This is a genomic window from Methylovulum miyakonense HT12 (genome assembly GCF_000384075.1).
Lineage (GTDB): Bacteria > Pseudomonadota > Gammaproteobacteria > Methylococcales > Methylomonadaceae > Methylovulum > Methylovulum miyakonense.
In genome coordinates this window covers 206,935-229,394 of record NZ_KB913025.1, presented here as the reverse complement: position 1 = coordinate 229,394, position 22,460 = coordinate 206,935, and the positions used below count along the sequence as shown (strand labels likewise).

Below are 22,460 nucleotides of genomic sequence, written 5' to 3'. Positions count from 1 at the left end.
GATATGGCATTAACAAAAGCAGATTTTGCTGAAAAATTGTTTGACGAACTGGGCTTGAACAAACGCGAAGCAAAAGAAATGGTGGAATTGTTTTTTGAAGAAATCAAAAGCTCTTTAGAACAAGGCCAACAAGTCAAAATCTCCGGTTTTGGCAAATTTGAATTGCGCGACAAAAGCAGCCGCCCAGGTAGAAACCCGAAAACTGGCGAGGAAATTCCCATTACCGCCAGACGCGTGGTCACTTTCCGCTCAGGCCAAAAACTGAAAGCCCGCGTAGAAGTTTACGCAGAAGCTGAACAATAACAGATCATTGCCGCCGTTTTGCATAGCTGACTGGCCAAAGAAGGAATTCAAAACCTGTTTTGATCCTTCGCTAAATGCAGCAACGCTGAGATGAGAAATCCCTAACCCATTTTTAACTAAATGGGTTTTCTATAGAGAAGCCAAGTGTATTTTTATATTGCCTTGTAGTGAGTCAGAGCGCATTTTTATCTCTGATTTATGCTTATTTGTAGTACAATAATCAAACAATTCGGGGCGTAGCGCAGCTTGGTAGCGTACTTGTCTGGGGGACAAGTGGTCGCAGGTTCAAATCCTGTCGTCCCGACCAAACAATCATCCAATAAATAGGATGGGATTAGTGTAAAAACCCGCAAGCTTTTGCTTGGCGGGTTTTTTATTGCCCGTTAAATTAAAGAAAAAGACTCAATATGGGTTTCAGGGTCTTTTTGAATGATGGTGGCTAAAAAGTTTCAAATGTCTTTTATTGGATGCAAACCTAAATTTGTAATCCAATATCAGCAGATTTATAGGTCAAAACACCCATTTTTCCCCCTATTTTTAAACTTTGAGGTGTTTTGGCTTGCAAAGAACTAAAACACATATAGAGCCAAGAAGAATTAACAAATGATGGTCTTGATAAGACTGAATCCTGCTACAAACAGTGGCAAAGCTTATCATCTTCAAATGATCGTTTTTCCATTCTGAGAATCCTCCATGTTTGGCAATTGGATTTAAGGATTCCCACATCTTTTTCTTATATTTATATTTGCTCTGTTAAATGCTAGGCTCTTTTTATATAAGACTTTAAAACATCCTTGGGCTAAAAAATTCAAAATTACTGGTGATATATCCATTAATAATACGATATTAAAATAGCATGGAAAATAAACCTTTATATTGCATTGACTTGTTTGCAGGCGCCGGTGGGTTTTCGCTGGCGGCACAAAATATTGGTTTCTCAGTTGCAGCTGCGATTGAGCTCAACAGACATGCTTGCGATACGTATGAAGCCAACCTAATAAATGGCAATTCGACCAAGCTTTATAATCGGGATATTCTCGAAATCAGCCCCACAGAAATTCTGAACGACTGTTTTAATGCTGAGAAACAATGTGATATTGTCTTAGGGGGGCCTCCATGCCAAGGATTTTCTATCCACAGAATCAATAATTCAGGAATTGATGATCCACGCAACAAATTAATTTTACGTTATTTTGAATTCGTAAAAGTACTTAAGCCAAGGGTTTTCCTTATGGAAAACGTACCGGGTATTTTATGGCTTAGACACAGAAAATTTTTGGATGCGTTTTATGAAGCAGGGGAAAAAGCAGGTTATCGCCTAATGCCGCCAGTTACTCTTGATGCCAGAGACTTCGGTTTACCGCAAAGAAGAAAACGCATATTTATTTTAGGTATCAGGCCGGATGTGGAATTTAATGTATCATGGCCTCCAGCACCCACACATGGTGATATTCAAAATGTAAAACATAACCCACGCCTCCAACCTTGGCAAACAGCAGCCCACGTTTTTGAGAAGCCAGTGGATGAAAATGATGAAAATAATATTCACATGAATCACACCGCTGAATTAATTGAGGTATTTAAATCAACCCCTTTAAACGGAGGTAGCCGGAAACATTCAAATCGGGTATTGCCTTGCCATGAAAACCATAAAGGCCATCAAGACGTTTATGGAAGAATTGATCCAAATCAGCCAGGGCCAACAATGACGACGGCTTGCACTAATCCGTCCAAAGGCCGGTTTGTACATCCCACCGAACACCACGGCATATCTGTGCGTCATGCCGCCCGTTTCCAAACCTTTCCTGATTCGTTCGTCTTTAAAGGTGGCATCATTGCCGCCAGCCAACAAATCGGCAACGCCGTACCCGTAAAATTAGGTGAAGTTTTATTGCGGACTATCGCAAATGGCCTAAACTTTACGCCAGACCATTAATATCAGTTGACCTTCTATGATCGAAACCGCAGCCTTTAAAACACGGGCCAGAACCATAGACCACCTTGGGCGAGAGCAAATCGCCGACTGCCCAACCGCCGTTTCCGAATTATGGAAAAACGCCTACGATGCCTATGCACGAGAAGTCGCTTTGCATATTTTTGATGGCGAAATGCCGATTGCGGCAATAGTCGATGATGGTCATGGCATGAGCCGGGAAGACTTTATTGAAAAATGGCTAGTGGTCGGCACAGAATCAAAAACTTCAAGCGCAGCATTAGATGTATCAGATAGAAATCAATTACCTATACGCCCCAAGCAAGGGCAAAAAGGTATAGGCCGTTTATCATCCGCTAATTTAGGCTCTTTGTTATTACTGGTCTCCAAAAAAACCACCCAACCTTTTGTCGCCACTTTGGTAGATTGGCGCTTATTTGAAAACCCCTTCCTGTATCTGCAAGACATAGAAATCCCCATCATCGAATTTTATGACCCCAATGAGCTGTTGGAACAACTGCCCAAAATGTTTGACCGCTTAATGGGTAATTTATGGGGTGATGGTCGGGATTTTGCGAGAGATCAACGTATAAAAGCTGCTTGGCAAAGTTTTGACGAATTAGAAGAGAACGAAAATAAACAATTAACCAGCAAAGCCATTGAAACAGTATTGATTGCCACTGTTTTTGAACCCCGTCATTTACAACAATGGAATGTTTGGAACGGCAAAAAAACACATGGCACAGCCCTTTTTATAGGCAATATTTCTTTCGATTTGGAGGCGCAACTAAAGAATCAAACTACGTTTGATGAAGAAGAAACCGCTAAAAAAGCGCAAGATCGTTTATTTGAAACCTTGCAAAATTTTACTGATCCTTTTGTAGATGCTTCAGAAATCTTACAGGGCTATGCGGCAGAAGACTTTGATGTTTCCGTCACTGCATGGGAAGGCTTACTAAGCCGTCCTATTATTTCTAGTGATAGGGAGTTTGACTTATGCAATCTTGAAGAACTGGAACATATTCTTGATGGTACGGTTGATGAGTTGGGTATTTTCAAAGGCCGCATCAAAGCTTTCGGCCAATGGTTAGAGGGCGAAATTCAAATTATACCGAAAGCAAAAGTTCCTACCCGTTCTGATAGCCGTGTTGGATTATTTCGTATACGTCTAGGATCTTATGAAGGACTAGAAATGAATTCAACTCATCCGGCTGAGGTTTGGAGTAAATTTAAAGGCCAATCAGAACGCTACGGCGGACTTTTAATTTACAGAAATGGTTTAAGAGTTATGCCTTATGGTAGAGAAGACAATGATTTTTTTGAAATTGAGAAGAGGCGTTCTCAACATGCAGGCCGCGAGTTTTGGTCAAATAGGCGTACTTTTGGGCGAATCGCATTAACACGATCGCACAACCCAAACCTTAGAGATAAAGCAGGGCGGGAAGGTATAATCGACAACAAGGCTTCAAAAGTATTTAGAGATCTTGTAGAAAATATTCTAATTGCTTCTGCGAACAGATTTTTCGGAACCAAAGCTTTACACCGTAAAGAGTCATTACGTTTAACTCAAGAAAGCAATGCTAAACTGAAAGCCAACGAAGCTCAAAAAAAGGTCAAAGCCCGTAAACGCAAAGAATTCCGCAAAAACTTACAAGACTTTACAGTCAAACTACAGCAATCCTTATATGCCTTAAGGCAACTGGCAGACCAAGCCCGAATTGGTTTTCCCGATGATGAATACGAAGTTTTGGCTTTCAGGGAACGCTTATCCGGCTTAAAAAATGAAGTGCGCGAATTATCACTAGGCCAGCCGCCTAGCTCCCTAGGTATATTGGAAGAACCGTATAAAGCCTTTCGCCGTGATAGCCGCGAAGTTGCCGAATTATGTGTGCAGCTCAACGACACCGTGACTAAAAAGCTGGAAACCCTAAAGCCAAAATCATCCACGGAGATTGCCTATTCCAACCTAAACCGTAACGCCGCCTTTTTACACAACCGTTTACGCAAATGGAATGCCCAAGCCGCAGAACTGCTTAACGCCGAATTAAAGCGTGTTTCGCAACTGACCGAAGAGCGCAACAAAAGCTACCATCTTGAAATGCTGCCCTTGCTGGACGATTTGGAACATCAGCGCATCTCTTTGGCGCAAACACTGGATGAATTTGATAGGGAGCGTGACCGCCAAGACAGCAAAAACGCCGAAGTATTCGAGCCGTATATTTCAGTGCTAAAAAGCCTGCAAGAAAGCGTGGATGTGGAGGCGTTAATCAGTTTCACCCTAGAAGAATCGGCGAATTTAAATAAAAAGCTGGATGAATTGAATGCCCTGGCCCAATTGGGCATTACCGTGGAATTTATCGGCCACGAAATTGAAGGCTTGGATATGACTATGTCACGCGGCTTACGCGAAATGCCTGAATCCATAAAAACTACCTCCGCTTATCTCGCCGTCAAAACCGCGCATGAGTCCTTGGCTGATAGATTGCGGTTTTTATCGCCACTTAAATTATCCGGTGAAAAAATCAAAACTTGGCTAACAGGCGATAAATTGCTTGATTATATTCAAGGTTTCATGGGTAGTAATCTGGCAGACCGCAAAATTATCCTAGAAGCAACACCCAGCTTTAGGCGTTTTAGCGTTTACGAACAACCTGCGCGAATTTATCCGGTGTTCATCAATTTAGTCAATAACGCTGCTTATTGGGTCAGCCAAAGCGATGCCGAACCTAAAACAATACTTTTGGATATTGCCGATGGCAAAGTCATTGTTGCCGATAATGGCCCCGGGGTTGAAGAAGATGATCTTAAACATTTATTTAGCCTGTTCTTCACCCGTAAGCTTCGGGGCGGGCGCGGTGTAGGGCTATATCTATGCCGCGCCAATTTAGCGGTAGGCGGACATACCATTGATTACATTCAAGACGGGAATCTCAAAAAGCTGCCCGGCGCAAACTTCATGATAGATTTTAAAGGGGCGAAATATGAGTAAGGCGGCTGTCGTGGCAGCAACAAGCGAATATCGTGATTTAATAAAAGAGGTTTACATAGACCCTATTCGCACAGTCGTGGTGATTGATGATGAATTTCCTTCCTTGGATGGCATGATAGCAAAGGAATTAAACGAAAACGGAGCATGGAAAGGTAAGCTTGACGATGTTAAAACTGTCAAAGACATTCTTCAATTTTGTCGGCATAAAGAAAAGCCTTGGCTAGTTGATGTTCATGACGGCAGCAATATCCCTTTTAAAGGCGAAGAAGTTATTGCCCCGCATTTGATTCACAGCGATTTGATGATATTGGACTTCAATCTTAACGATACAGGCGAAAAAGCCATCAAAATCCTTAGGAAACTCGCTAGTAACAACCATTTTAATATGGTGGTTGTTTACACAAACGCTGAAATAAAGGACGTGGCTCGTGATATTACTTTGGGCTTAACTTGTACTGATGAGAAACTTGCATTTTTGCATGGCGAAGAAGAAAAAATTAAGTCACAACTTGGTATTTGGGAAGATGAAGATGAAAAAATTATCGATAAGCTCAATGCTGAAATTACCGAGCAGGTATACCTGAATTATCGTGCTACAAAAGAAAATGGTTGTAATCAGATACTGAGGCAACCTGAAGGGAAAAATATAATAGCATTGCACAAACAACGACCTAAAAGTTTAAATATTAAGCCTATTGATATTATTAAATGGTTGTTATTGAAAAAAGAAAACGAAATAAAAGAAAAATTATCAATTGAATCTTTAGGTCATGTATCAACCGCTTCACCAGAAACTGACATCAATTGGATTAGAACGGATTGCCTGTTTGTTACTGTAGTCAAAAAAAATAATCCGCCCGATACACTCCCAGAAAAGTTATTGGATGCTTTGCACGAATGGTGTCCAAAACCACATAGGCTGTTAATGAGCCAAATGCGTTTCCTTATGGATGACCGTGGCGTAATAGCCGAATCTGAAATTCTTGAAAATAATTACTTACAAGCGGGCTGGTTAATGGAATTGCTTGAAACAAAGGCCTATGCCCAAAAACAACTAATTAACAATACTGTCAGTAAACATTGGGAAGCATTAGGTGACGTGTTGAGAAAAGACATTAGTACGTTTGCCGATAAACTTACATCGCACTTGAAGACCTACGATACAGCAGATGTAATTGCTAAACACTGTAATATTAAGATCAATATCGCGGACATTAAAAATAAAGATGATACTGTTGCACCTGAAAAACAATCTAAAACCAATATTGATCCCGAGTTAAAAAAAATAAATAAGCACATTAACTGTTATAACAACACGAAACCCGTTGATGGCTACCATTTGACCACTGGGCACATTTTGGAACTTGATAACGGGCCAGAAAAAGAATATTGGATATGCTTATCCCCGGCCTGTGATTTAGTACCAGAACAAAAAACAGCTGGTTTATATCGTCGAGTTGAAGGTTCAATGCCGTTTGTTGCCGTTGAATTAACGGAGATTGGTGAACAAAAAGCGATTGAAGAGGTGAACCTCAATATTTTTGTTTTTCTTGAAATTGATAAGAAAATTTGTACTTTTACCATTCATCGTAGCGGCTACTTACACTCTAACCTAGTTTGGGAGCAAATGATTGCAGCAAACAATGGGGTTTTTGATATTGAATCCAAAGAATTACAAATTTTTCGGCCTAGCAAAAATCCAAACGATGAGCATATAACAATGGAAAAGCACAAAGTACGAATTGTTGCACAGCTCCAATACGAATACGCCCTGAATTTACTTCAACGATTCGGTGCAACAATGTCCCGTGTTGGCTTAGATTTTTCTAAATAATCAAATAGTAATTGTTTTACCTATGCCTAACTAAACAATCAATCGGTTTATTATATCTTTGCAATTGGATTTTATTTTTAAGGTAAAATATATTTTTTACAATTAAAGAGATAATAGCATATGAATGATTTGATAAACCTTTCGGTAAATGATTTAAAAAATTTCCCGATAAAAGACTTAAGCAGATTACAAGACAATATCAATAAAGCGATTGAGCTCAGAAAAGTTGCCGATAAAAAGGAACTGATCAACAAGTTCGTTTCAATGGCTGAAGAATCTGGATTCACAATAGAAGAATTGTTGGCAGACAAAACAGTGTCCACCAAAAATAAAAAAGGGCGTGCTGAAGCTAAATACCGTAATCCAGACAACCATTCCCAAACGTGGAGCGGTAATGGCAGAAAGCCCGCTTGGTTGGTTGAACTGATAGGCACTGGAAAAACGCTTGATGACTTTATCATATAAGGTGACAATTTTTAGCCCATTGGGTTACGGGTTATCTTGTTCCAGTTAACCATCCTAAGTGGCTTTAGGTTCTGTTTTAACAACACGGCTTAGTGGCTATTGGCTATTGGATGCTGGAATGCATTTTTGTCCCTATCATTTTGATTCCACTGCGATAGGGAAACTAATTCTAACCTTGATGAAGTAAACGCTGGAACCATTGTTCCGGCTGTTACAACCCCGTAACTATCTATGGGTAGTTACGGATAATAACGGACTTTTATGACCCATTGTTATCTTTAATCTTCGCAGAGGGTAAGCGTAGTTTGTCTGAATCATGTTTGGAGCATGGATAAGTAATTACACAAAAGTAACCCGGTATTCATCGCCGAATTTTGAAAGGATGTCCAATACGGCCTGTTTCAATGTCCCGTAACTGGCATAGCACGATAGGGGCAGCCATTCATACTTGATCTTGCGCCAGACGATTTCGATCAGGTTAAGCTCAGGGCTATAGGGCGGCAGATAATGCAACACGACACCTTGCGCCATCCAGTCGTCGCGGCGTGCCAAAAAGGCACGGCTGGTGTGCATGGAAGCGTTGTCAATAATGACGACGCACGGTTTTTTATGGACGGCGTAGCCGTCGCCATAGTGTGCGGCAAACAGGTCGAAGGCCCCGGCCACCTGTTCTGTTTTGACGCGCCCTTCAACGGTGTGGAAAAAAGACCGGCTGTCCCGGGAAACAAACCCCAGGACATTGAGGCGCTGGCTATGGAAACAGGGGATTTCCAACGTCCGGCCTTTGGGTTGCCAGGCGTAAGGCACGGAGGACGCGGTGCTGAAGCCTGACTCGTCAAAATAGTACAGGCTGATTTTGTCTTCATCGGCCCATTGTTTCATGACGGTTTGGATGGCTTTGGCCTTGGCAAAGCCATTGGCACAACGCCTTCCTTTTACGGAGCGCCTGCACCGCCGCCATGAATAACCGGTTTTTTTAAAATGCGCCTTAACGTCCCGGTCGCCGACTTTTTCCGGGTCCGGGCCTCCAGAAGGGCTTGGGCCTGCTTGATTTGGCGCGGTTCTTCGTCCAATTGGGCCCGGAACAGTGCGATTTCTTCGGGCGTGTAAATCGGTGGACGCCCGGAGCGCGGTAAATCCCCAAGCCCGCCGACACCTTGCGCGTTGAAGCGGTTGATCCACTGGCTGATAGGGTCACGGTCAACCTGGAAAATGGCTTGTAGCTGGTTTATCGTATGCCCGCTGCCGCTCAGCAACAAGGCGTGGGCGCGTCTTCGCACCTTAAAGTTTGGGTGGGTCTTGTAAAGCGCATCCAACTCTTGCTTGTCTGTGTCGCTGAGTGGCCGGACAAATTTTAAACGTGGCATGGGGGCGGTGGCTCAAAAAGCTTATATTTTATACCATAAAACTTATGTCAAATTACTTATAACCTAATAAAAATTTAACTGGCGTTAAAAATGGGTGGCTTTATCTGAATTTTGATTTATTTAACAACGCCTAGCAAGTCCCTCACCTTATCTTGAATTATCCTTGTGTTCTCCGGGCCCATGCGTAGCATTTGTTTGTGTACCGGGTTTAGTGCTTCCAACTGTGGATCGGCAAACTGATAGCGGACGGATTGTTTTGTTAATGGAATCGGCCCCTCGATAATCGGCGCTGACAAAATTTCCATAGCCGCTTTATTCAACATGGTTTCTATAGGGTAATCCTCTGGATAGCTGAATTCCTTGAATACCTGTAGTAGCAATGGGTTGAAGGTTTTGTACACGGTGCTTAAGGCGGTTACGTCAATATGGTCAATTGCCATGGCCAATGCGTTGTAGCGTTGGTAGCTTTCAGGTGCAATAAAGATACCGTCATTGGTTTCCTTAACCGTAAGGCTTTGCGGCAATTTTATAAAATCCAGATGCTTGTTAATCCGCAATCCTTGTGAAAAATCATTCACTAGCACCATAAACTTTCTGATTAAACCTTCACCTTTCAACCAAGGTGCAAGTTCCGGCGAAACTGTAGTGATGGCGTTGCGGATTTCGCTGTCGCTACTATCGAGTTCCGGTAAGATGACCACGGCCGGAGGCGTTTCCAATTGTTCAAATGTCCCGGTGGCTGCTTCTGCTTCTGGAGCCTTGGTTTCAGTTGTTGGCTTTGCTTCGGGGGATTTTGCGGGCCCGTCTGCTAATGTAAGCAAGCGGCTGGCGGGTTCGATGAGCGAGTCAATGAAAGGCCTGGCGAAAAAGCCAGCCAGTGCGGAACAGACTATCAGTATAAATACCACAACCGTAGGTATGCCACTTGACTGTTTGGATTGAAACCGTGAATATCGCCCGGAATCCCGATCATACCGCCCCATAAATGCCCCTACCGTGATTGTGGGTTGACCAGCTTGATAGCGGTTTTGTCTAAAATGATTTTATGGTCTTTATATAAAGCCCCAATCGCTTGTTTGAAAGCTTTTTTACTCACGCCAAAGGCCGCATAAATCGCTTCGGGCGGGCTTTTGTCACTCAACATGAGCACGCCATTATTGGCTTGCAATTTTGCCAAAATCGTTTCTGTGAGCGGCTCAACCTTGCCATAACCTGGCTGATGCAAAGTCAGGTCAATTTTTAAGTCTTCCCTGATTTGTTTGATATAACCGTCCAATTTTTGGCCAATTTGGACGGTTTGGAACAGTTCATTGTGATACAGCATACCCCAGTGGGTGTGGTTGATAATGGCCTTAATGCCTAAGTCGGTTTTTTCAGCGATCAGCAGCGACACTTTTTCACCCGCTTTGAAATACACGGATGTTTCGGCCAGGAAGCGGTTTATTTTGGTGGTCGCCACAACGCGGCTTTTGTCGTCAAGGAACAGTTTGACCAAATATGAGTGGCCGACTTCCATTTCCAAGTGTTGCTCGCTAAAAGGCACCAATAAGTCTTTTGGCAATCCCCAGGCTAGGAACGCACCCGTATAGTTGACGGATACGACGGGTAACCAGGCAATTTCGTCCACTTGCGCTAAGGGTATCTTTCTGGTGGCGGCCAAATGCCCGTCCGTATCGACATAAACAAACACCTCCAAGCTGTCATTAAGCTGGCAATGGGTAGGCGCTTTGTCGACTAACAAAATTTTATTGGAAGTTTCATCGCCGAGATAAAAATCAGCACCTTGTTGTTTAACGATTTTTAGGGTATTGGTTTTGCCAATATGGATCATGGGGATGCTCTCAAGGAATTTACTGGTTATCGTTCCATTATACCGCAACCGTCTTATCCTCCATGGGCTTAAGCAGGTTTTGGCGGGAATATAGAGCTGATATGTTAGGGTCAATTGGCAAATTTGGTAGTGGGTGGGCGCCTGATCCCCATGAAACGTTTTTGCCAGTAATTATTTTTTAAGCTGGAAACGGTCACTTTGCCGGTACGCTGGCTAGGCGAGTGTATGAAATTATCATTGTTAATGTAAATTCCGACATGTGAAAACACTTTGCCATCAATGTTGAAAAACAATAGGTCGCCGGATTGGATGGCGTTTTTAGGGACAGGGGGCAACTTTATCGCCATTTCACGGCTCGTGCGTGGTAGTAAAACCCCCTGCTGGCGATAGACATGGCGGACAAACCCGCTGCAATCAAAACCTTCCTGCGGTGATTCCTTGCCATAGCGGTAGGGTTTGCCTCGCAGGCTCAGGGCATACGCAACCACGGGTTTCGGTGTGGCTCTAACAGAACTGGGGGCTGGAGGTTCAGGTGCGCTGGCGCAACCTACGATTAAAATCGACAGCAGCACGATGCCAATTTTTAGAAAAACCAGTATCCTTTTCATTGGCATGTTAATTCGAAAAACAGTTATTAATACGGAGCGTGGAAATATCCATTAAATAGCTTCCAAAACGTGAATAGTTCATATTTTTTTCGATATTAATCCGCTATATTATTAACCTTAGTCAAGGTATCAGTTTAAATGCCTCAAGTCGGTTTCGATCTTGGTTTGCCGGAATGGGTGTTTTTTAAATGCCAAGATCGGGTGCCCAGAATCAAAAGTAACTGACAATAAAGCAAGGAAGCCGCAGCTTAACGGTTATTTGCCGCAGAATGCAAGTGCCGCCCGTAACATCAAGAAATTTGTTGGAATACTTCCGGCATTATACAAAATAGACCGGTGTCCGTTCTAAATCCACCCCTTTTTCTCTAAAAATTGGGGTGTTCATTTTTTAAGCAAAACTGTCGAGGAATAATCATGGCGTTCACATCAGGTAATGATAATTGGCAAGGTACAAGTGGTAACGATAATGTTGATGCGCTGGCTGGCGATGATACGCTGGATGGCGGTGCCGGTAACGATACTCTACGCGGTAATAAGGGGAAAGACCTTATTGCCGGAGGGGCGGGAATCGACATCCTGTATGGTGGTGACGATAACGATATCCTGGATGGTGGCACTGAAGACGATACCCTTTTTGGCGATGCGGGCAATGACATCGTCTATGGCGGTACGGGCAAAGATACACTGAATGGCGGTACTGGTGACGATTATTTGTTCGGAGGAGGTGATGCGGACAATTTATTTGGCGGTGCCGGTTCGGATGTGCTCGATGGCGGCGAGGGTGACGACACTTTATACGATACCGATAATAAGGCAACCTATGGGGCGCTTGCTACCGAAATTGATGAAATGATTGGTGGTGATGGCAATGACGTATTCTATGGCGGTTATGACAGGATGTTTGGCGGTGCGGGCAACGATGCTTTCAACATTAAGAATCAGGGCACAGTGGTTGGTGGCATCGGCAATGACACCATCACGGTCTCCAACACCAATGCCGCGCTAGGTTCTTGGTTGGAAGGCGGGCTGGGTACGGACACAATTAAAGCTGGTTCGGGCAATGATGTGCTGTTTTCCGGTTACGGGGTAGACTACTTGGAAGGTGGTGCCGGGAATGATAGCTATGTGATTACCTTTGATGATTTTGTTGATAAAAACGGTGACCCTAGCTCCGGGGCAAAAACGATTAAAGAGATTGCATCGGGCGGTTTCGACACGGTGTATTACATACGGGATTTTAAAGGCGATGGCCGGGATGATGATGCGGGCAGTGATGGCAAGGAGTTTGACCCGCTGGCCGCCGACATCGACTATAAGGTCACCTTAGGCGATTGGATAGAAAATGGCGTGTTGGATGACCAGATCTATGTCAATAACCCTAACACGTTGACCTACTTTATTGCTTGGTTAATTGGCAATAACCTGAACAACAACCTCAAAGGCAGTAACCTTTATGACATTTTGGACGGCGGCCTAGGCAATGACACCGTCAGTGCGGGTGACGGTAATGATGTGATTTTTGCAGGCCAGAATCAAGGTACTGATACGATTGATGGCGGTGCAGGGGAAGATATTATCGGTGCAACGACTAGTTTTAGCCTTGCAAGCAGTTTAATAAAAAATGTGGAAGATATTGATTTACTGGATATTGCAGGCGCTTCAACTGCGACTGGTGATACGGCCAACAACGTTTTGTACGGCAACTATGCCAACAATATACTTATTGGCAATGCCGGTAATGACATTCTCGATGGCTGGTATTATACGAATTACTATGATCCGGTAACCAACAAAGTCACTGGCACAGATAAATTATTCGGCGGTTCAGGCGATGATATTTACCGTATTGATGAAGCCACTGATATTGTCAAAGAAGACTTCATTACTAATGGTGGTACCGATACCGTCCAATTCAAGAGCGCCACATTAGTCAGTTACTATAAATTGACAGACGGGGTTGAAAACCTGACGATAGTAGGCAACCTCAAAGAAGGAGCCGGGAATGACCTCAATAACCGGATTATTGGAGATGGTACAGCCAATATCCTAAGGGGCCAATTTGGAGACGACTATCTGGATGGCGGTACGGGGGTAGATACTTTTTTTGGCGGTTATGGCGATGACACTTATGTGGTCAGTGACACCACAGAAAGCATTACTGAAGTTCCCGGACAAGGGGATGATTGGATGCAGTCCGACAAAATCAGTTTGGATTTGGCAAAAGATAACTGGGGTGGCAGTATTGAAAACGGTAAGTTGACGGGCACCAGCAACCTCAATTTAGATGGCAGCACCGCCAATAACCGCTTACTGGGTAATGATGGCAATAACCGGTTGGATGGTAAAGGGGGGGGGCACGATACCTTGGTCGGTGGCTTGGGTAATGATGTGTATGAGGTTGACACCATAACAGACACCTTGACTGAAGTGGTCAATCCTCAGGCTGATGCCTTAGGTAATATCAAAACTGGCTGGATTGATACGGTAGAAAGCTCCGTCAATTTCAGTTTAGCGGATAATACAAAGGGTTATTTTGAAAATTTAAGTTTGTTGGATGGCGTGGCAACTACCGGCACTGGCAATGATCTCAATAACTCCATTTTGGGCAATAAGAATGTCAACACGCTATACGGCTTAGGTGGCAATGACACTTTGAACGGTGGCGGGGGTATAGACACGTTGGTTGGCGGCCTGGGCGATGATACTTATCAGTTATATACGGATAAAGATATAGTCACTGAAAAATCAGGGGAAGGTAATGCTGATACCATTATTGTTGACTATGATGTGCTAAGTCTAACGGCCAATATAGAAAATTTGGTGTTAAATGCCGCTTCGGCGAAAGTCGGTGTTGGCAATAGCGGCAACAACGTGATTACCGGTAATGGCGAGGCCAATACGCTGACGGGCCTTGCGGGTGATGACACATTGGCCGGCAAGGATGGCAGCGATACTTTAACGGGTGGTTTAGGTGCGGATGTCCTCAATCTGACCGAAACAGCCCAGGTTAGCGATAAGGTTGTCATTGCGTTGGGTGACAGTTCGGCCGCTTCTTCCAGCACGGCTGACCGGGTTGTAAAATTTGGTTTGGGGCAAGACACTCTTGATCTGGCAGGCACCCTGAAAATCGCTGCAAATGTGAACTCTTTTGACGGCAGTAATGGAGCCATTTTCAAAAGCCATTCTATACTCAACGGAATTATCCGCTTCGATGATTCGGATGTCTATTCCTCGCCTGTCAGCATTACGGCAGCCAATTTGGGGGATGTGGTTGAATATTTGAAATTGAATATTACCGGTGATTTAACTGGTTCAATTGTTGCCTTTCAAGGTATGGCTCCGGACCCTACGACTACCACAGGTTCTTCTGTCCTTAGCACTTGGGTCTTCCAGGACAATGGCACTAACGACACTTTGGTGGCGTTAGTGGGCGTAACCACGGCGACCAGCCTTTCGACTGGCGGGTTTAGCTCTACCGCGATCCATCTGGCTTAGTTTGTTGGGCCACCCTGTAAGTTAAGCGCCGCAGGGTGGCTTCCATGCCTTAGGGTGGCTTCCATGCCTTTTTTACTCCGTAACCCCCCATTGCCGCCTCAGCGATTCCCTGTTCAACGCCAACCACTGGATGGCGATAATCGGGATTGCCGATTCAATCTCACGCGTTTCCAGCATTTTATAGGCATCGGCAAAAGCCACTGCACGGACAAGAATATCTTCGCCCTCATCGGCAAGCCCGTGGATGCCGCCCACTTTGCTGGTGTCAACCTTGCCGCAAAATAAGGTCAGGCGTTCTGATGAACCGCCGGGTGTGGTATAAAACTCACTGATTTCCAGTAATTCCTCAATGGCGCAGCCCGCTTCTTCCAAGGCTTCACGATAAGCGACTTCAACGGCGGTTTCGCCCGCTTCTATCGCACCTGCGACAATTTCCACCAGCCAAGTGCGGTCAGTTTGCATGATGGCCCCGACCCTAAACTGTTCGATAAGCACCACTTGGTCAGTGTTCGGGTCATATAACAAGACACCGACGCAATTCCCGCGTACAAACAATTCCCGGTTCAGGCCGGCGCTCCAACCGCCAGCAAATAGCGTGTGTTTTAGATGAAGTTTTTCCAGGCGAAAAAAGCCGTTATATAAGGTTTCCTTATTCAGGATCGAAAATTGTTTTTTCATGATGTTTTGGGGAAAAGCTGATGGAAGGGGCGTTGTGAAAATGTTTTGAAAAACGATTGGAAGTTAAAACGGTATTTTTAACGGCCTGTATTTGGGATTAGGATGTCATAAAATTTATGCCATATTGTTACTATAGCCCTAAGTCGCTTATGGCTTTTGCCACATTGTACCGCTTTTGTTAAAGCCTATGCCCCCGTAACCCTGAGATAAAAAATATGGTTTACCCTTTCCCTGACGCCGTCATAATGATTTTTTGTAAAGCCCCCATTCCCGGACAGGTGAAGACCCGCTTAATGGCTGGGCTGACCGCACAGGAGGCGGCCAGTGTGCATAGGGAACTCAGCATCCATACGTTGCAATTGGCGGTGGGCAGCCAGTTGTGTCCGGTGCAGTTGTGGTGCGCGCCTTCGACAGGGCATTCATTTTTCCAGACGGCGGCGACAGATTATGGGGTGGCGCTGAGGCAACAACGGGGGGAGGATTTAGGGGAGCGGATGCACGGGGCGTTTTGTCATGTGTTGCAAGACCATGCTTACGCGCTGATTATCGGTTGTGATTGCCCTTCGTTGACGGCCGCCGATTTGCGCCAAGCCTTGCTGGTTTTGGACGGGCGCTATGATAGCGTGGTGGCTCCAACCGAGGATGGCGGGTATAGCTTGATTGGCTTGAGCCAGCCCGTTCCTGAATTGTTTCGTGGGATAAGGTGGGGCACATCTTGCGTTTTGCAGCAAACCCGTGAACGTATCAGGAACTTGCGGCTAGGTGGTTATGAATTGCCGGAGCAATGGGATGTGGACACGCCTGCCGATTTGGCAAGGTACCGTTACCAAAAAAATCTGAAATAAAGGCGGTTTAGGGTGCAGAGACGCAATGGGTGCGGCTCTGCAAGTTTGGGAGAAGTTGATTAGAAATTGCCAAAAAAGACGGTAAAAAACATGATTGTCACTACCACCAGGCCAAATATCCAAAAAAACCTTAACTCGTCAAACTGATTTTTTACCTGTTTCATTGCCGACTACCTCCCGACATCATAACTCCCCACCTAAAGCCCTCCGATCCAATAAGCCCGCACACCAACCAGGGCTTTGCTGGCTTTAGGCCAGTGTGCCACACTTGGCTTATTGGCTGTCAGAGCCTGCCTGCTCTTCAATAACCGGATCGTCCATGCCACTAAGCAATATTTCGGTCAATACCGACAGTTTGTCAGCATCGACATGGCCAGCCTTATATTGCCGTTTTAAGAGCTTAACGAAAGGATGCAGCACGGGATTAATCTTTATCGTCGGTTGCGGAGGTTTCTTCTGCTCCGGCGGTAAAGCCTTGCGTCCGCGTTTGTCTTTTTTCTTGGTCATGGGTTACTCAATTATTAAAAAGTAACCTTATTATATCAATAGCTGGCGGATATGCAATTAATAAAAAGTAACCTTGAAAATATATTTCAGTGCCGTTATCTTTAAAACGGATGTTACGCAGACATTTTCTGCGGATTGAAACCAAATGACAAAGAGTCGCTATCGCGACGGCTTTTTAATCGGGTTCTCGCACCCGACGGCGAGCTACTTTCTTTTGCTCCGCCGAAAGAAAGTAGCCAAAGAAAAGGCGGCCCGTTACCGCTTCCTCCTTGCGCTCCTCGGTTTTGTCGGGGGTCAGCAGAGAGGGCTTCCTGCCCTCCTGCTGACGTGCGGCATCCTTGCCGCACCCCTTCGGGCTGTTCCCGACAAAACCTGCGGTGCTCGGCGCGGCAAACGGGTGTTAAACAACGTTACTGCGTAACGTCAGTTTAAAATTAAAGCGCGGCAACGCCTCCACGGCCACGCGTCCTCAATGACGGCTCCCAAAAAGGCTTTGCCCCTTTTAATGTGTGCTATCGTACAGATTTAATGCGGGTATATTTTTTGATGTATGCAGCCGTTTTTGCCCGGTCGAAATGGCCTTCCGGTTAAAAGGCGCGGGATATGGGTGGCATTCTTGTTTTAGCGGTTTGGCAAGTGTTGTATCATCAAATCCAGTGCGGCTGCATAACCTGTCGTGGCGGATGCATCACCGTTGCGGCTGGAAACTGGCACTGCATTTCGGAATATCCCAGACTAGCACCTTAAAAGGAATAACCATGTCAACAAACCACAGGCCGTCATGCAAACTTACGGCATGGCAAGCGTTGGAAACCCATTACCGCAAGGTTTCCGAATTGCCCCTTCGCAAGCTGTTCTCTGATGACCCTAAACGCGGGGAACGCTTGGCTGTAGAAGCTATCGGTATCTACTTGGATTATTCAAAGCATCGCATCACTGATGAGACGGTCAAACTGCTTTTGCAATTGGCGGCGGCATCAGGCTTGGGGGATCATATTGAGGCCATGTTCCGGGGCGATAAGGTCAACGTCACCGAGGGTAGGGCGGCCTTGCATGTGGCCCTACGTGCCGGCAAAGGCCAAACCATGCTGGTGGATGGCATCAATGTCGTGCCCCAAGTCCATGCGGTGCTGGACAAGATGGCCGGTTTTGCCAACCGGCTGCGCAGTGGCGGGTGGAAAGGCCATACGGGCAAACCGATCCGCAACGTTGTCAATATTGGCATCGGCGGTTCTGATCTGGGGCCGGTCATGGCTTACGAGGCCTTACGATATTACAGCCAACGCGGTTTGACCTTCCGTTTTGTTTCCAATATTGATGGCACCGATTTTATCGAAGCCACCCACGACCTGGATGCGGAAGAAACCCTATTCATCATCACCTCAAAAACGTTCAAGACCTTGGAGACGATGACCAATGCGCACTCGGCCCGCGACTGGATACTGGCGGCTTTGAAAAGCCCTGATGCTGTCGCCAAGCATTTCGTCGCGGTTTCCAGCAATGCCCAGGAAGTGGCCAAATTTGGCATAGACGCAGACCATATGTTCACTTTTTGGGATTGGGTGGGCGGGCGATATTCCATGTGTTCGGCGATTGGCCTGTCGACGATGGTCGCCATAGGCCCGGAGCATTTCCGGGCCATGCTGGATGGTTTCCAGCAGATGGACGGACATTTCCGTAGCGCACCGTTTGAACAGAACTTACCGGTGCTGATGGGGCTTTTGGCGGTTTGGTACAATAATTTTTTTGGGGCCGAAACTCTCGCAGTCTTGCCCTATGAGCAATATTTGAAACGCTTCCCGGCTTACCTCCAACAATTGGCTATGGAGAGCAACGGCAAGCATGTCAGCACCGATGGGGCTAACGTTGCCCATCAGACCTGCCCCATTTACTGGGGGGAAGTGGGCAGCAACGGGCAGCATTCTTTTTACCAATTGCTCCATCAGGGCACTAAACTGGTCCCTTGTGATTTTATCGGGTTTGCGCGGCCGCTAAATCCCCTGGGCCGCCACCATGACTTGCTCTTGGCCAATATGTTCGCCCAAGCGGAAGCGTTGGCGTTTGGCAAAACGTCGCAGGAGTTGGGCAGGGAGGGCGTCCCCGCCTGGCAGGCGCCGCATAAAACTTTCGAAGGCAACCGCCCGTCCAGCACTATTTTAGTGGAACGGCTAACCCCGATGGCTTTGGGGAAGCTGGTCGCGCTTTATGAGCATAGTGTTTTCACCCAAGGGGTCATTTGGGGTATAAACTCTTTTGACCAGTGGGGGGTTGAATTGGGTAAGGAGCTTGCCATGCAAATCCTCCCGGAACTTGACGGCCAATCCAAAGGCCAATCTAAGCAAGATAGCTCGACAGGCGCGTTGATCCAACGCTATCTAACACTTAAAGGGCAATAACATGGGCAATAACACTACAGGCTTGAATCTGGGCGTAGTCGTCTCGGTGCGCGGTAGTGTCGTGGATATCCGCTTCGGCGGGCATTTGCCGCCCATCTATTCTTTGCTCCATGCGCAAGACGGCAAGATTGTCATCGAAGTCTTGGCCCAACTGGATGCCTGGCATGTGCGCGGGATCGCCTTGACCCCTACGCAAGGGCTGGCCCGGGGCATGGGGGTGGAAGATACCGGCGGGCCGTTAAAAGCCCCGGTTGGCAATAGCGTGCTGTCGCGGATGTTCGATGTTTTTGGTAATGCCATCGACCGGCTGGATGCCCCGGTGGATGTCCAATGGCGTTCGGTGCACCGGGCGCCCCCGCCATTGGCACGGCGCTCCACCCAATCAGAAATTTTCGAAACTGGCATCAAGGCCATTGATGTGTTGGTGCCGTTGGAACGCGGCGGTAAAGCGGGCTTGTTCGGCGGGGCGGGCGTGGGCAAGACGGTGCTGCTCACCGAAATGATCCACAATATGATCGGGCACCACGAGGGCGTGAGCATTTTTTGCGGCATAGGCGAACGTTGCCGCGAAGGCGAAGAGCTTTACCGCGATATGAAAGAGGCGGGCGTATTGCCGAATATGGTGATGATCTTCGGGCAAATGAACGAGCCGCCAGGCAGCCGCTTCCGCGTCGGACACGCCGCACTGACGATGGCGGAATATTTCCGCGATGACGAGCACCGCGATGTGCTGCTGCTGATAGACAATATTTTCCGCTTCATCCAAGCGGGTTCGGAAATTTCTGGCCTGATGGGGCAAATGCCTTCCCGCTTGGGTTACCAACCGACCATGGGAACTGAATTGTCAGGCTTGGAAGAGCGTATAGCCAACACCGACACTGGCGCCATCACCTCCATCCAAGCCGTGTATGTGCCAGCCGATGATTTTACGGATCCGGCGGCGGTGCATACGTTTTCGCATCTTTCGGCTTCGATAGTGCTCTCGCGCAAGCGGGCCAGCGAAGGGCTTTACCCTGCCATTGACCCCTTGCAGTCAAGTTCCAAAATGGCGACACCGGGCATTGTCGGTGAACGGCACTACCAACTGGCGCAAGAAATACGGAGGACACTTGCGCAATATGCGCAGCTTAAGGATATTATTGCCATGCTAGGTTTGGAACAGCTGTCGCCTGAAGACCGTAACGTGGTCGCCCGTGCGCGGCGTTTGGAGCGTTTCCTCACCCAGCCGTTTTTCACCACCGGGCAATTCACCGGGCTCAAAGGCAAGTTGGTTAGCCTTCAAGATGCATTGGACGGTTGTGAGCGGATACTGCAAGATGAATTCAAGGACACCCCTGAGAGCGCCTTGTACATGATCGGTACGGTGGATGAAGCGAAAGTGAAGGCGGCGGCCGGCTTGTCGAAGCCAATAACGGAAACCAAAAAACTATCAGGTGCCCAACCGTGACCGGAGACCGAACATGCCACCGACATCCATGAACCTTAAAATTCTCCTGCCGTTCCAAGTTTTCGCCGAAAAAGCGGGGGTGTCACGCATAGTCGCGGAAACGCGCGAAGGATCGTTCGGCCTTTTGCCGCAACGTCTCGATTGTGTGGCGGCGCTTCCGCCAGGGATTTTGGCTTACGAAACCGTAGCGGAAGGTGAAGTGTTTGTGGCCGTTGATGAAGGGGTGTTGGTGAAAACTGGGGCGGACGTGCTGGTTTCCGTACGCCGGGCGTTGGCAGGCATGGGGCTGGCGCAATTGCGTGCTGCGGTGGAACAGGAGTTCTTGACATTGGATGAGGATGAACAAAGCGTACGCGCCGTCATGGCAAAATTGGAAAGCGGCTTCCTGCGCCGTTTCGCGAGTTTTCAACATGAATAAAAAACCTAAAAAAAATCCGAAAGGTGCGCCGGATTTCGCCACCCAAGTCGGGGCTAAGGCCGGACGCAAACTTAAGGCCCGGCGCAACGCCACGCCTGGGGTCTGGTCCGGGTTGGGGATGATGGGGATGATTGGCTGGTCAGTGGTGGTGCCGACTTTGCTGGGTGCCGCACTCGGCCTTTGGCTGGATAAGCATTACCCCGGCCCGCACTCATGGACGCTAGCTTTGTTAGTGGCGGGACTCACCTTAGGCTGTTGGACGGCTTGGTATTGGGTCGCCAAAGAAAGCCAGGCGATACGGGATGAACAGGAGGATGACGATGAATGAAATGCTGGCGTTGTTTTGGCCGTGGCTGATAGGGGGGCTGTTGGGTGTGGTTTTTTACGGCGGCCTTTGGTGGACAGTTAAGCAATGCGTATCATCGCCCCGGGCGGGCTTATGGTTTTCAGGCAGCCTGCTATTGAGGATGGGCATTACGTTGGCCGGGTTTTATTGGGTCGGCGGCGGCCAGTGGCAACGGCTATTGCCATGCCTTTTGGGTTTTATCATGGCACGCCTGCTTGTGGCTTTTCTGTTACGTCCAGGACAGGAATCGTGGGCCAAGCCATCAGAAAAAAAACCGGGCAAGCCAACGCAGGAGAGCCGCCATGCACCTTAGCCCCGATGAGCTGATTTTTTGGCAATATGGTTTTTTCAAGCTCAATGCGACTATCGTGTACACCTGGGGCTTGATGTTGGTGTTGGTGATGGGTGCAAAGCTTGTCACACGTAAGCTTTCCCTAGATTTGCAGCGTTCGCGTTGGCAGAATTTGCTGGAAATTATCGTCACCGTTATCGTGAAACAAATCGAGGAAGTTGGCCTAAGTGAACCTAGGAAATATCTTGGTTTTCTCGGCACGCTGTTTTTATTCGTCGCCACCGCCAGCCTTTGCACCATCATCCCCTACTACGAACCACCGACCGGATCGCTTTCGACCACCGCCGCATTGGCGTTGTGCGTGTTGATTGCGGTGCCGTTGTTCGGTATAGAAGGGCAGGGATTGGGCGCTTATCTTAAGACCTATATTGAACCCACGTTCATCATGTTGCCGTTTAATGTCATCGGTGAAGTTTCCCGCACCTTGGCCTTGGCGGTGCGCCTGTTCGGCAATATGATGAGCGGGGCGATGATCATCGGCATTTTGCTGACCATCACGCCGTTCATTTTCCCTATCGTCATGACCGTGCTAGGCCTCCTTACCGGCATGGTGCAGGCCTACATTTTCAGTATCTTGGCGGCGGTGTACATCGCCGCCGCCATGAGCACCAGCAAGCGCAGACCCGCGCTGAATAAAAACTAACCC

General features: G+C 47.0%; 20 protein-coding genes, 1 tRNA gene and 1 pseudogene. 15 read left to right on the top strand and 7 right to left on the bottom strand.

All coding sequences use genetic code 11. The annotated features are described in order from the left end of the window. Nucleotides 1–3 precede the first annotated feature (3 nt). From METMI_RS0101150 to METMI_RS0101125, 6 genes are all read left to right on the top strand, one after another. The gene (locus METMI_RS0101150; RefSeq protein ID WP_019864332.1) at nucleotides 4–303 is read left to right on the top strand and encodes an integration host factor subunit alpha; all 300 of its coding nucleotides are present in this window, start codon (nucleotides 4–6) and stop codon (nucleotides 301–303) included. A 230-nt stretch (nucleotides 304–533) separates the two neighbouring features. Continuing rightward, nucleotides 534–610 (top strand) — tRNA-Pro (locus METMI_RS0101145). Between the two features lie 549 nt (nucleotides 611–1,159). Further along, nucleotides 1,160–2,239, top strand: a complete 1,080-nt coding sequence (locus METMI_RS0101140) for a DNA cytosine methyltransferase (protein WP_019864331.1) — start codon at nucleotides 1,160–1,162, stop codon at nucleotides 2,237–2,239. Between the two features lie 16 nt (nucleotides 2,240–2,255). Continuing rightward, nucleotides 2,256–5,225 carry an ATP-binding protein gene (locus METMI_RS0101135; protein ID WP_019864330.1) on the top strand — a complete coding sequence of 990 codons (2,970 nt, stop codon included), beginning with the start codon at nucleotides 2,256–2,258 and terminating at the stop codon, nucleotides 5,223–5,225. Beyond that, nucleotides 5,218–7,059 (top strand): response regulator receiver domain, encoded by a 1,842-nt coding sequence (locus METMI_RS0101130; protein WP_019864329.1) that lies wholly within the window; start codon nucleotides 5,218–5,220, stop codon nucleotides 7,057–7,059. The genes METMI_RS0101135 and METMI_RS0101130 overlap by 8 nt, the downstream gene beginning before the upstream one ends. A gap of 120 nt (nucleotides 7,060–7,179) precedes the next feature. Continuing rightward, entirely contained in the window at nucleotides 7,180–7,524 is a 345-nt protein-coding gene (locus METMI_RS0101125; RefSeq protein WP_019864328.1) for an H-NS histone family protein, read from the top strand. 339 nt (nucleotides 7,525–7,863) lie between these two features. On the opposite strand, the gene METMI_RS26650 is transcribed toward METMI_RS0101125, so the two are convergent. The 5 genes and pseudogenes from METMI_RS26650 to METMI_RS0101100 form a co-directional block, all read right to left on the bottom strand. After that, entirely contained in the window at nucleotides 7,864–8,598 is a 735-nt protein-coding gene (locus METMI_RS26650) for an IS630 family transposase (protein ID WP_232215281.1), read from the bottom strand. Further along, nucleotides 8,514–8,891, bottom strand: a pseudogene (locus tag METMI_RS27655) (helix-turn-helix domain-containing protein); the annotation flags it as partial. The gene METMI_RS26650 and the pseudogene METMI_RS27655, both read right to left, overlap by 85 nt. A 116-nt stretch (nucleotides 8,892–9,007) precedes the next feature. Next, nucleotides 9,008–9,799, bottom strand: a complete 792-nt coding sequence (locus tag METMI_RS0101110) for a DUF3014 domain-containing protein (protein ID WP_019864326.1) — start codon at nucleotides 9,797–9,799, stop codon at nucleotides 9,008–9,010. Nucleotides 9,800–9,882: 83 nt separating this feature from the next. Next, nucleotides 9,883–10,722 carry a CvfB family protein gene (locus tag METMI_RS0101105; RefSeq protein WP_019864325.1) on the bottom strand — a complete coding sequence of 280 codons (840 nt, stop codon included), beginning with the start codon at nucleotides 10,720–10,722 and terminating at the stop codon, nucleotides 9,883–9,885. Nucleotides 10,723–10,832: 110 nt separating this feature from the next. Further along, complete coding sequence (locus tag METMI_RS0101100; protein WP_019864323.1) at nucleotides 10,833–11,330, bottom strand: C40 family peptidase; 498 nt, start codon at nucleotides 11,328–11,330, stop codon at nucleotides 10,833–10,835. Nucleotides 11,331–11,744: 414 nt separating this feature from the next. On the opposite strand from METMI_RS0101100, the gene METMI_RS0101095 reads away from it, so the two are divergent. Further along, complete coding sequence (locus METMI_RS0101095) at nucleotides 11,745–14,825, top strand: calcium-binding protein (protein ID WP_019864321.1); 3,081 nt, start codon at nucleotides 11,745–11,747, stop codon at nucleotides 14,823–14,825. 72 nt (nucleotides 14,826–14,897) lie between these two features. Here METMI_RS0101095 and METMI_RS0101090 read toward each other — a convergent pair whose 3' ends face one another. Further along, complete coding sequence (locus tag METMI_RS0101090; protein ID WP_019864319.1) at nucleotides 14,898–15,503, bottom strand: NUDIX domain-containing protein; 606 nt, start codon at nucleotides 15,501–15,503, stop codon at nucleotides 14,898–14,900. Between the two features lie 215 nt (nucleotides 15,504–15,718). Between METMI_RS0101090 and METMI_RS0101085 the strand changes: the two genes are divergently transcribed. Beyond that, the gene (locus METMI_RS0101085) at nucleotides 15,719–16,348 is read left to right on the top strand and encodes a TIGR04282 family arsenosugar biosynthesis glycosyltransferase (protein ID WP_019864317.1); all 630 of its coding nucleotides are present in this window, start codon (nucleotides 15,719–15,721) and stop codon (nucleotides 16,346–16,348) included. A 273-nt stretch (nucleotides 16,349–16,621) separates the two neighbouring features. Here METMI_RS0101085 and METMI_RS0101075 read toward each other — a convergent pair whose 3' ends face one another. Continuing rightward, nucleotides 16,622–16,855: a hypothetical protein gene (locus METMI_RS0101075; RefSeq protein WP_019864313.1), complete on the bottom strand. Its 234-nt coding sequence runs from the start codon at nucleotides 16,853–16,855 to the stop codon at nucleotides 16,622–16,624. Between the two features lie 145 nt (nucleotides 16,856–17,000). On the opposite strand from METMI_RS0101075, the gene METMI_RS26645 reads away from it, so the two are divergent. From METMI_RS26645 to METMI_RS0101040, 7 genes are all read left to right on the top strand, one after another. Next, nucleotides 17,001–17,276 carry a hypothetical protein gene (locus tag METMI_RS26645; RefSeq protein ID WP_019864311.1) on the top strand — a complete coding sequence of 92 codons (276 nt, stop codon included), beginning with the start codon at nucleotides 17,001–17,003 and terminating at the stop codon, nucleotides 17,274–17,276. A gap of 337 nt (nucleotides 17,277–17,613) precedes the next feature. Further along, on the top strand, nucleotides 17,614–19,251 hold the full coding sequence (gene pgi, locus METMI_RS0101065) for a glucose-6-phosphate isomerase (RefSeq protein WP_019864309.1): 1,638 nt from the start codon (nucleotides 17,614–17,616) through the stop codon (nucleotides 19,249–19,251). Nucleotide 19,252: 1 nt separating this feature from the next. Further along, nucleotides 19,253–20,698 carry a F0F1 ATP synthase subunit beta gene (gene atpD, locus METMI_RS22885; protein ID WP_019864307.1) on the top strand — a complete coding sequence of 482 codons (1,446 nt, stop codon included), beginning with the start codon at nucleotides 19,253–19,255 and terminating at the stop codon, nucleotides 20,696–20,698. 13 nt (nucleotides 20,699–20,711) lie between these two features. Next, nucleotides 20,712–21,116 (top strand): F0F1 ATP synthase subunit epsilon, encoded by a 405-nt coding sequence (locus METMI_RS0101055; RefSeq protein WP_198007877.1) that lies wholly within the window; start codon nucleotides 20,712–20,714, stop codon nucleotides 21,114–21,116. Beyond that, complete coding sequence (locus METMI_RS0101050; protein WP_019864303.1) at nucleotides 21,109–21,444, top strand: AtpZ/AtpI family protein; 336 nt, start codon at nucleotides 21,109–21,111, stop codon at nucleotides 21,442–21,444. The genes METMI_RS0101055 and METMI_RS0101050 overlap by 8 nt, the downstream gene beginning before the upstream one ends. Beyond that, the gene (locus METMI_RS0101045; protein ID WP_019864301.1) at nucleotides 21,437–21,775 is read left to right on the top strand and encodes an ATP synthase subunit I; all 339 of its coding nucleotides are present in this window, start codon (nucleotides 21,437–21,439) and stop codon (nucleotides 21,773–21,775) included. The genes METMI_RS0101050 and METMI_RS0101045 overlap by 8 nt, the downstream gene beginning before the upstream one ends. After that, entirely contained in the window at nucleotides 21,765–22,457 is a 693-nt protein-coding gene (locus METMI_RS0101040) for a F0F1 ATP synthase subunit A (protein ID WP_019864300.1), read from the top strand. Before METMI_RS0101045 ends, METMI_RS0101040 begins: the two co-directional genes overlap by 11 nt. The last annotated feature ends 3 nt before the right edge of the window (nucleotides 22,458–22,460 follow it).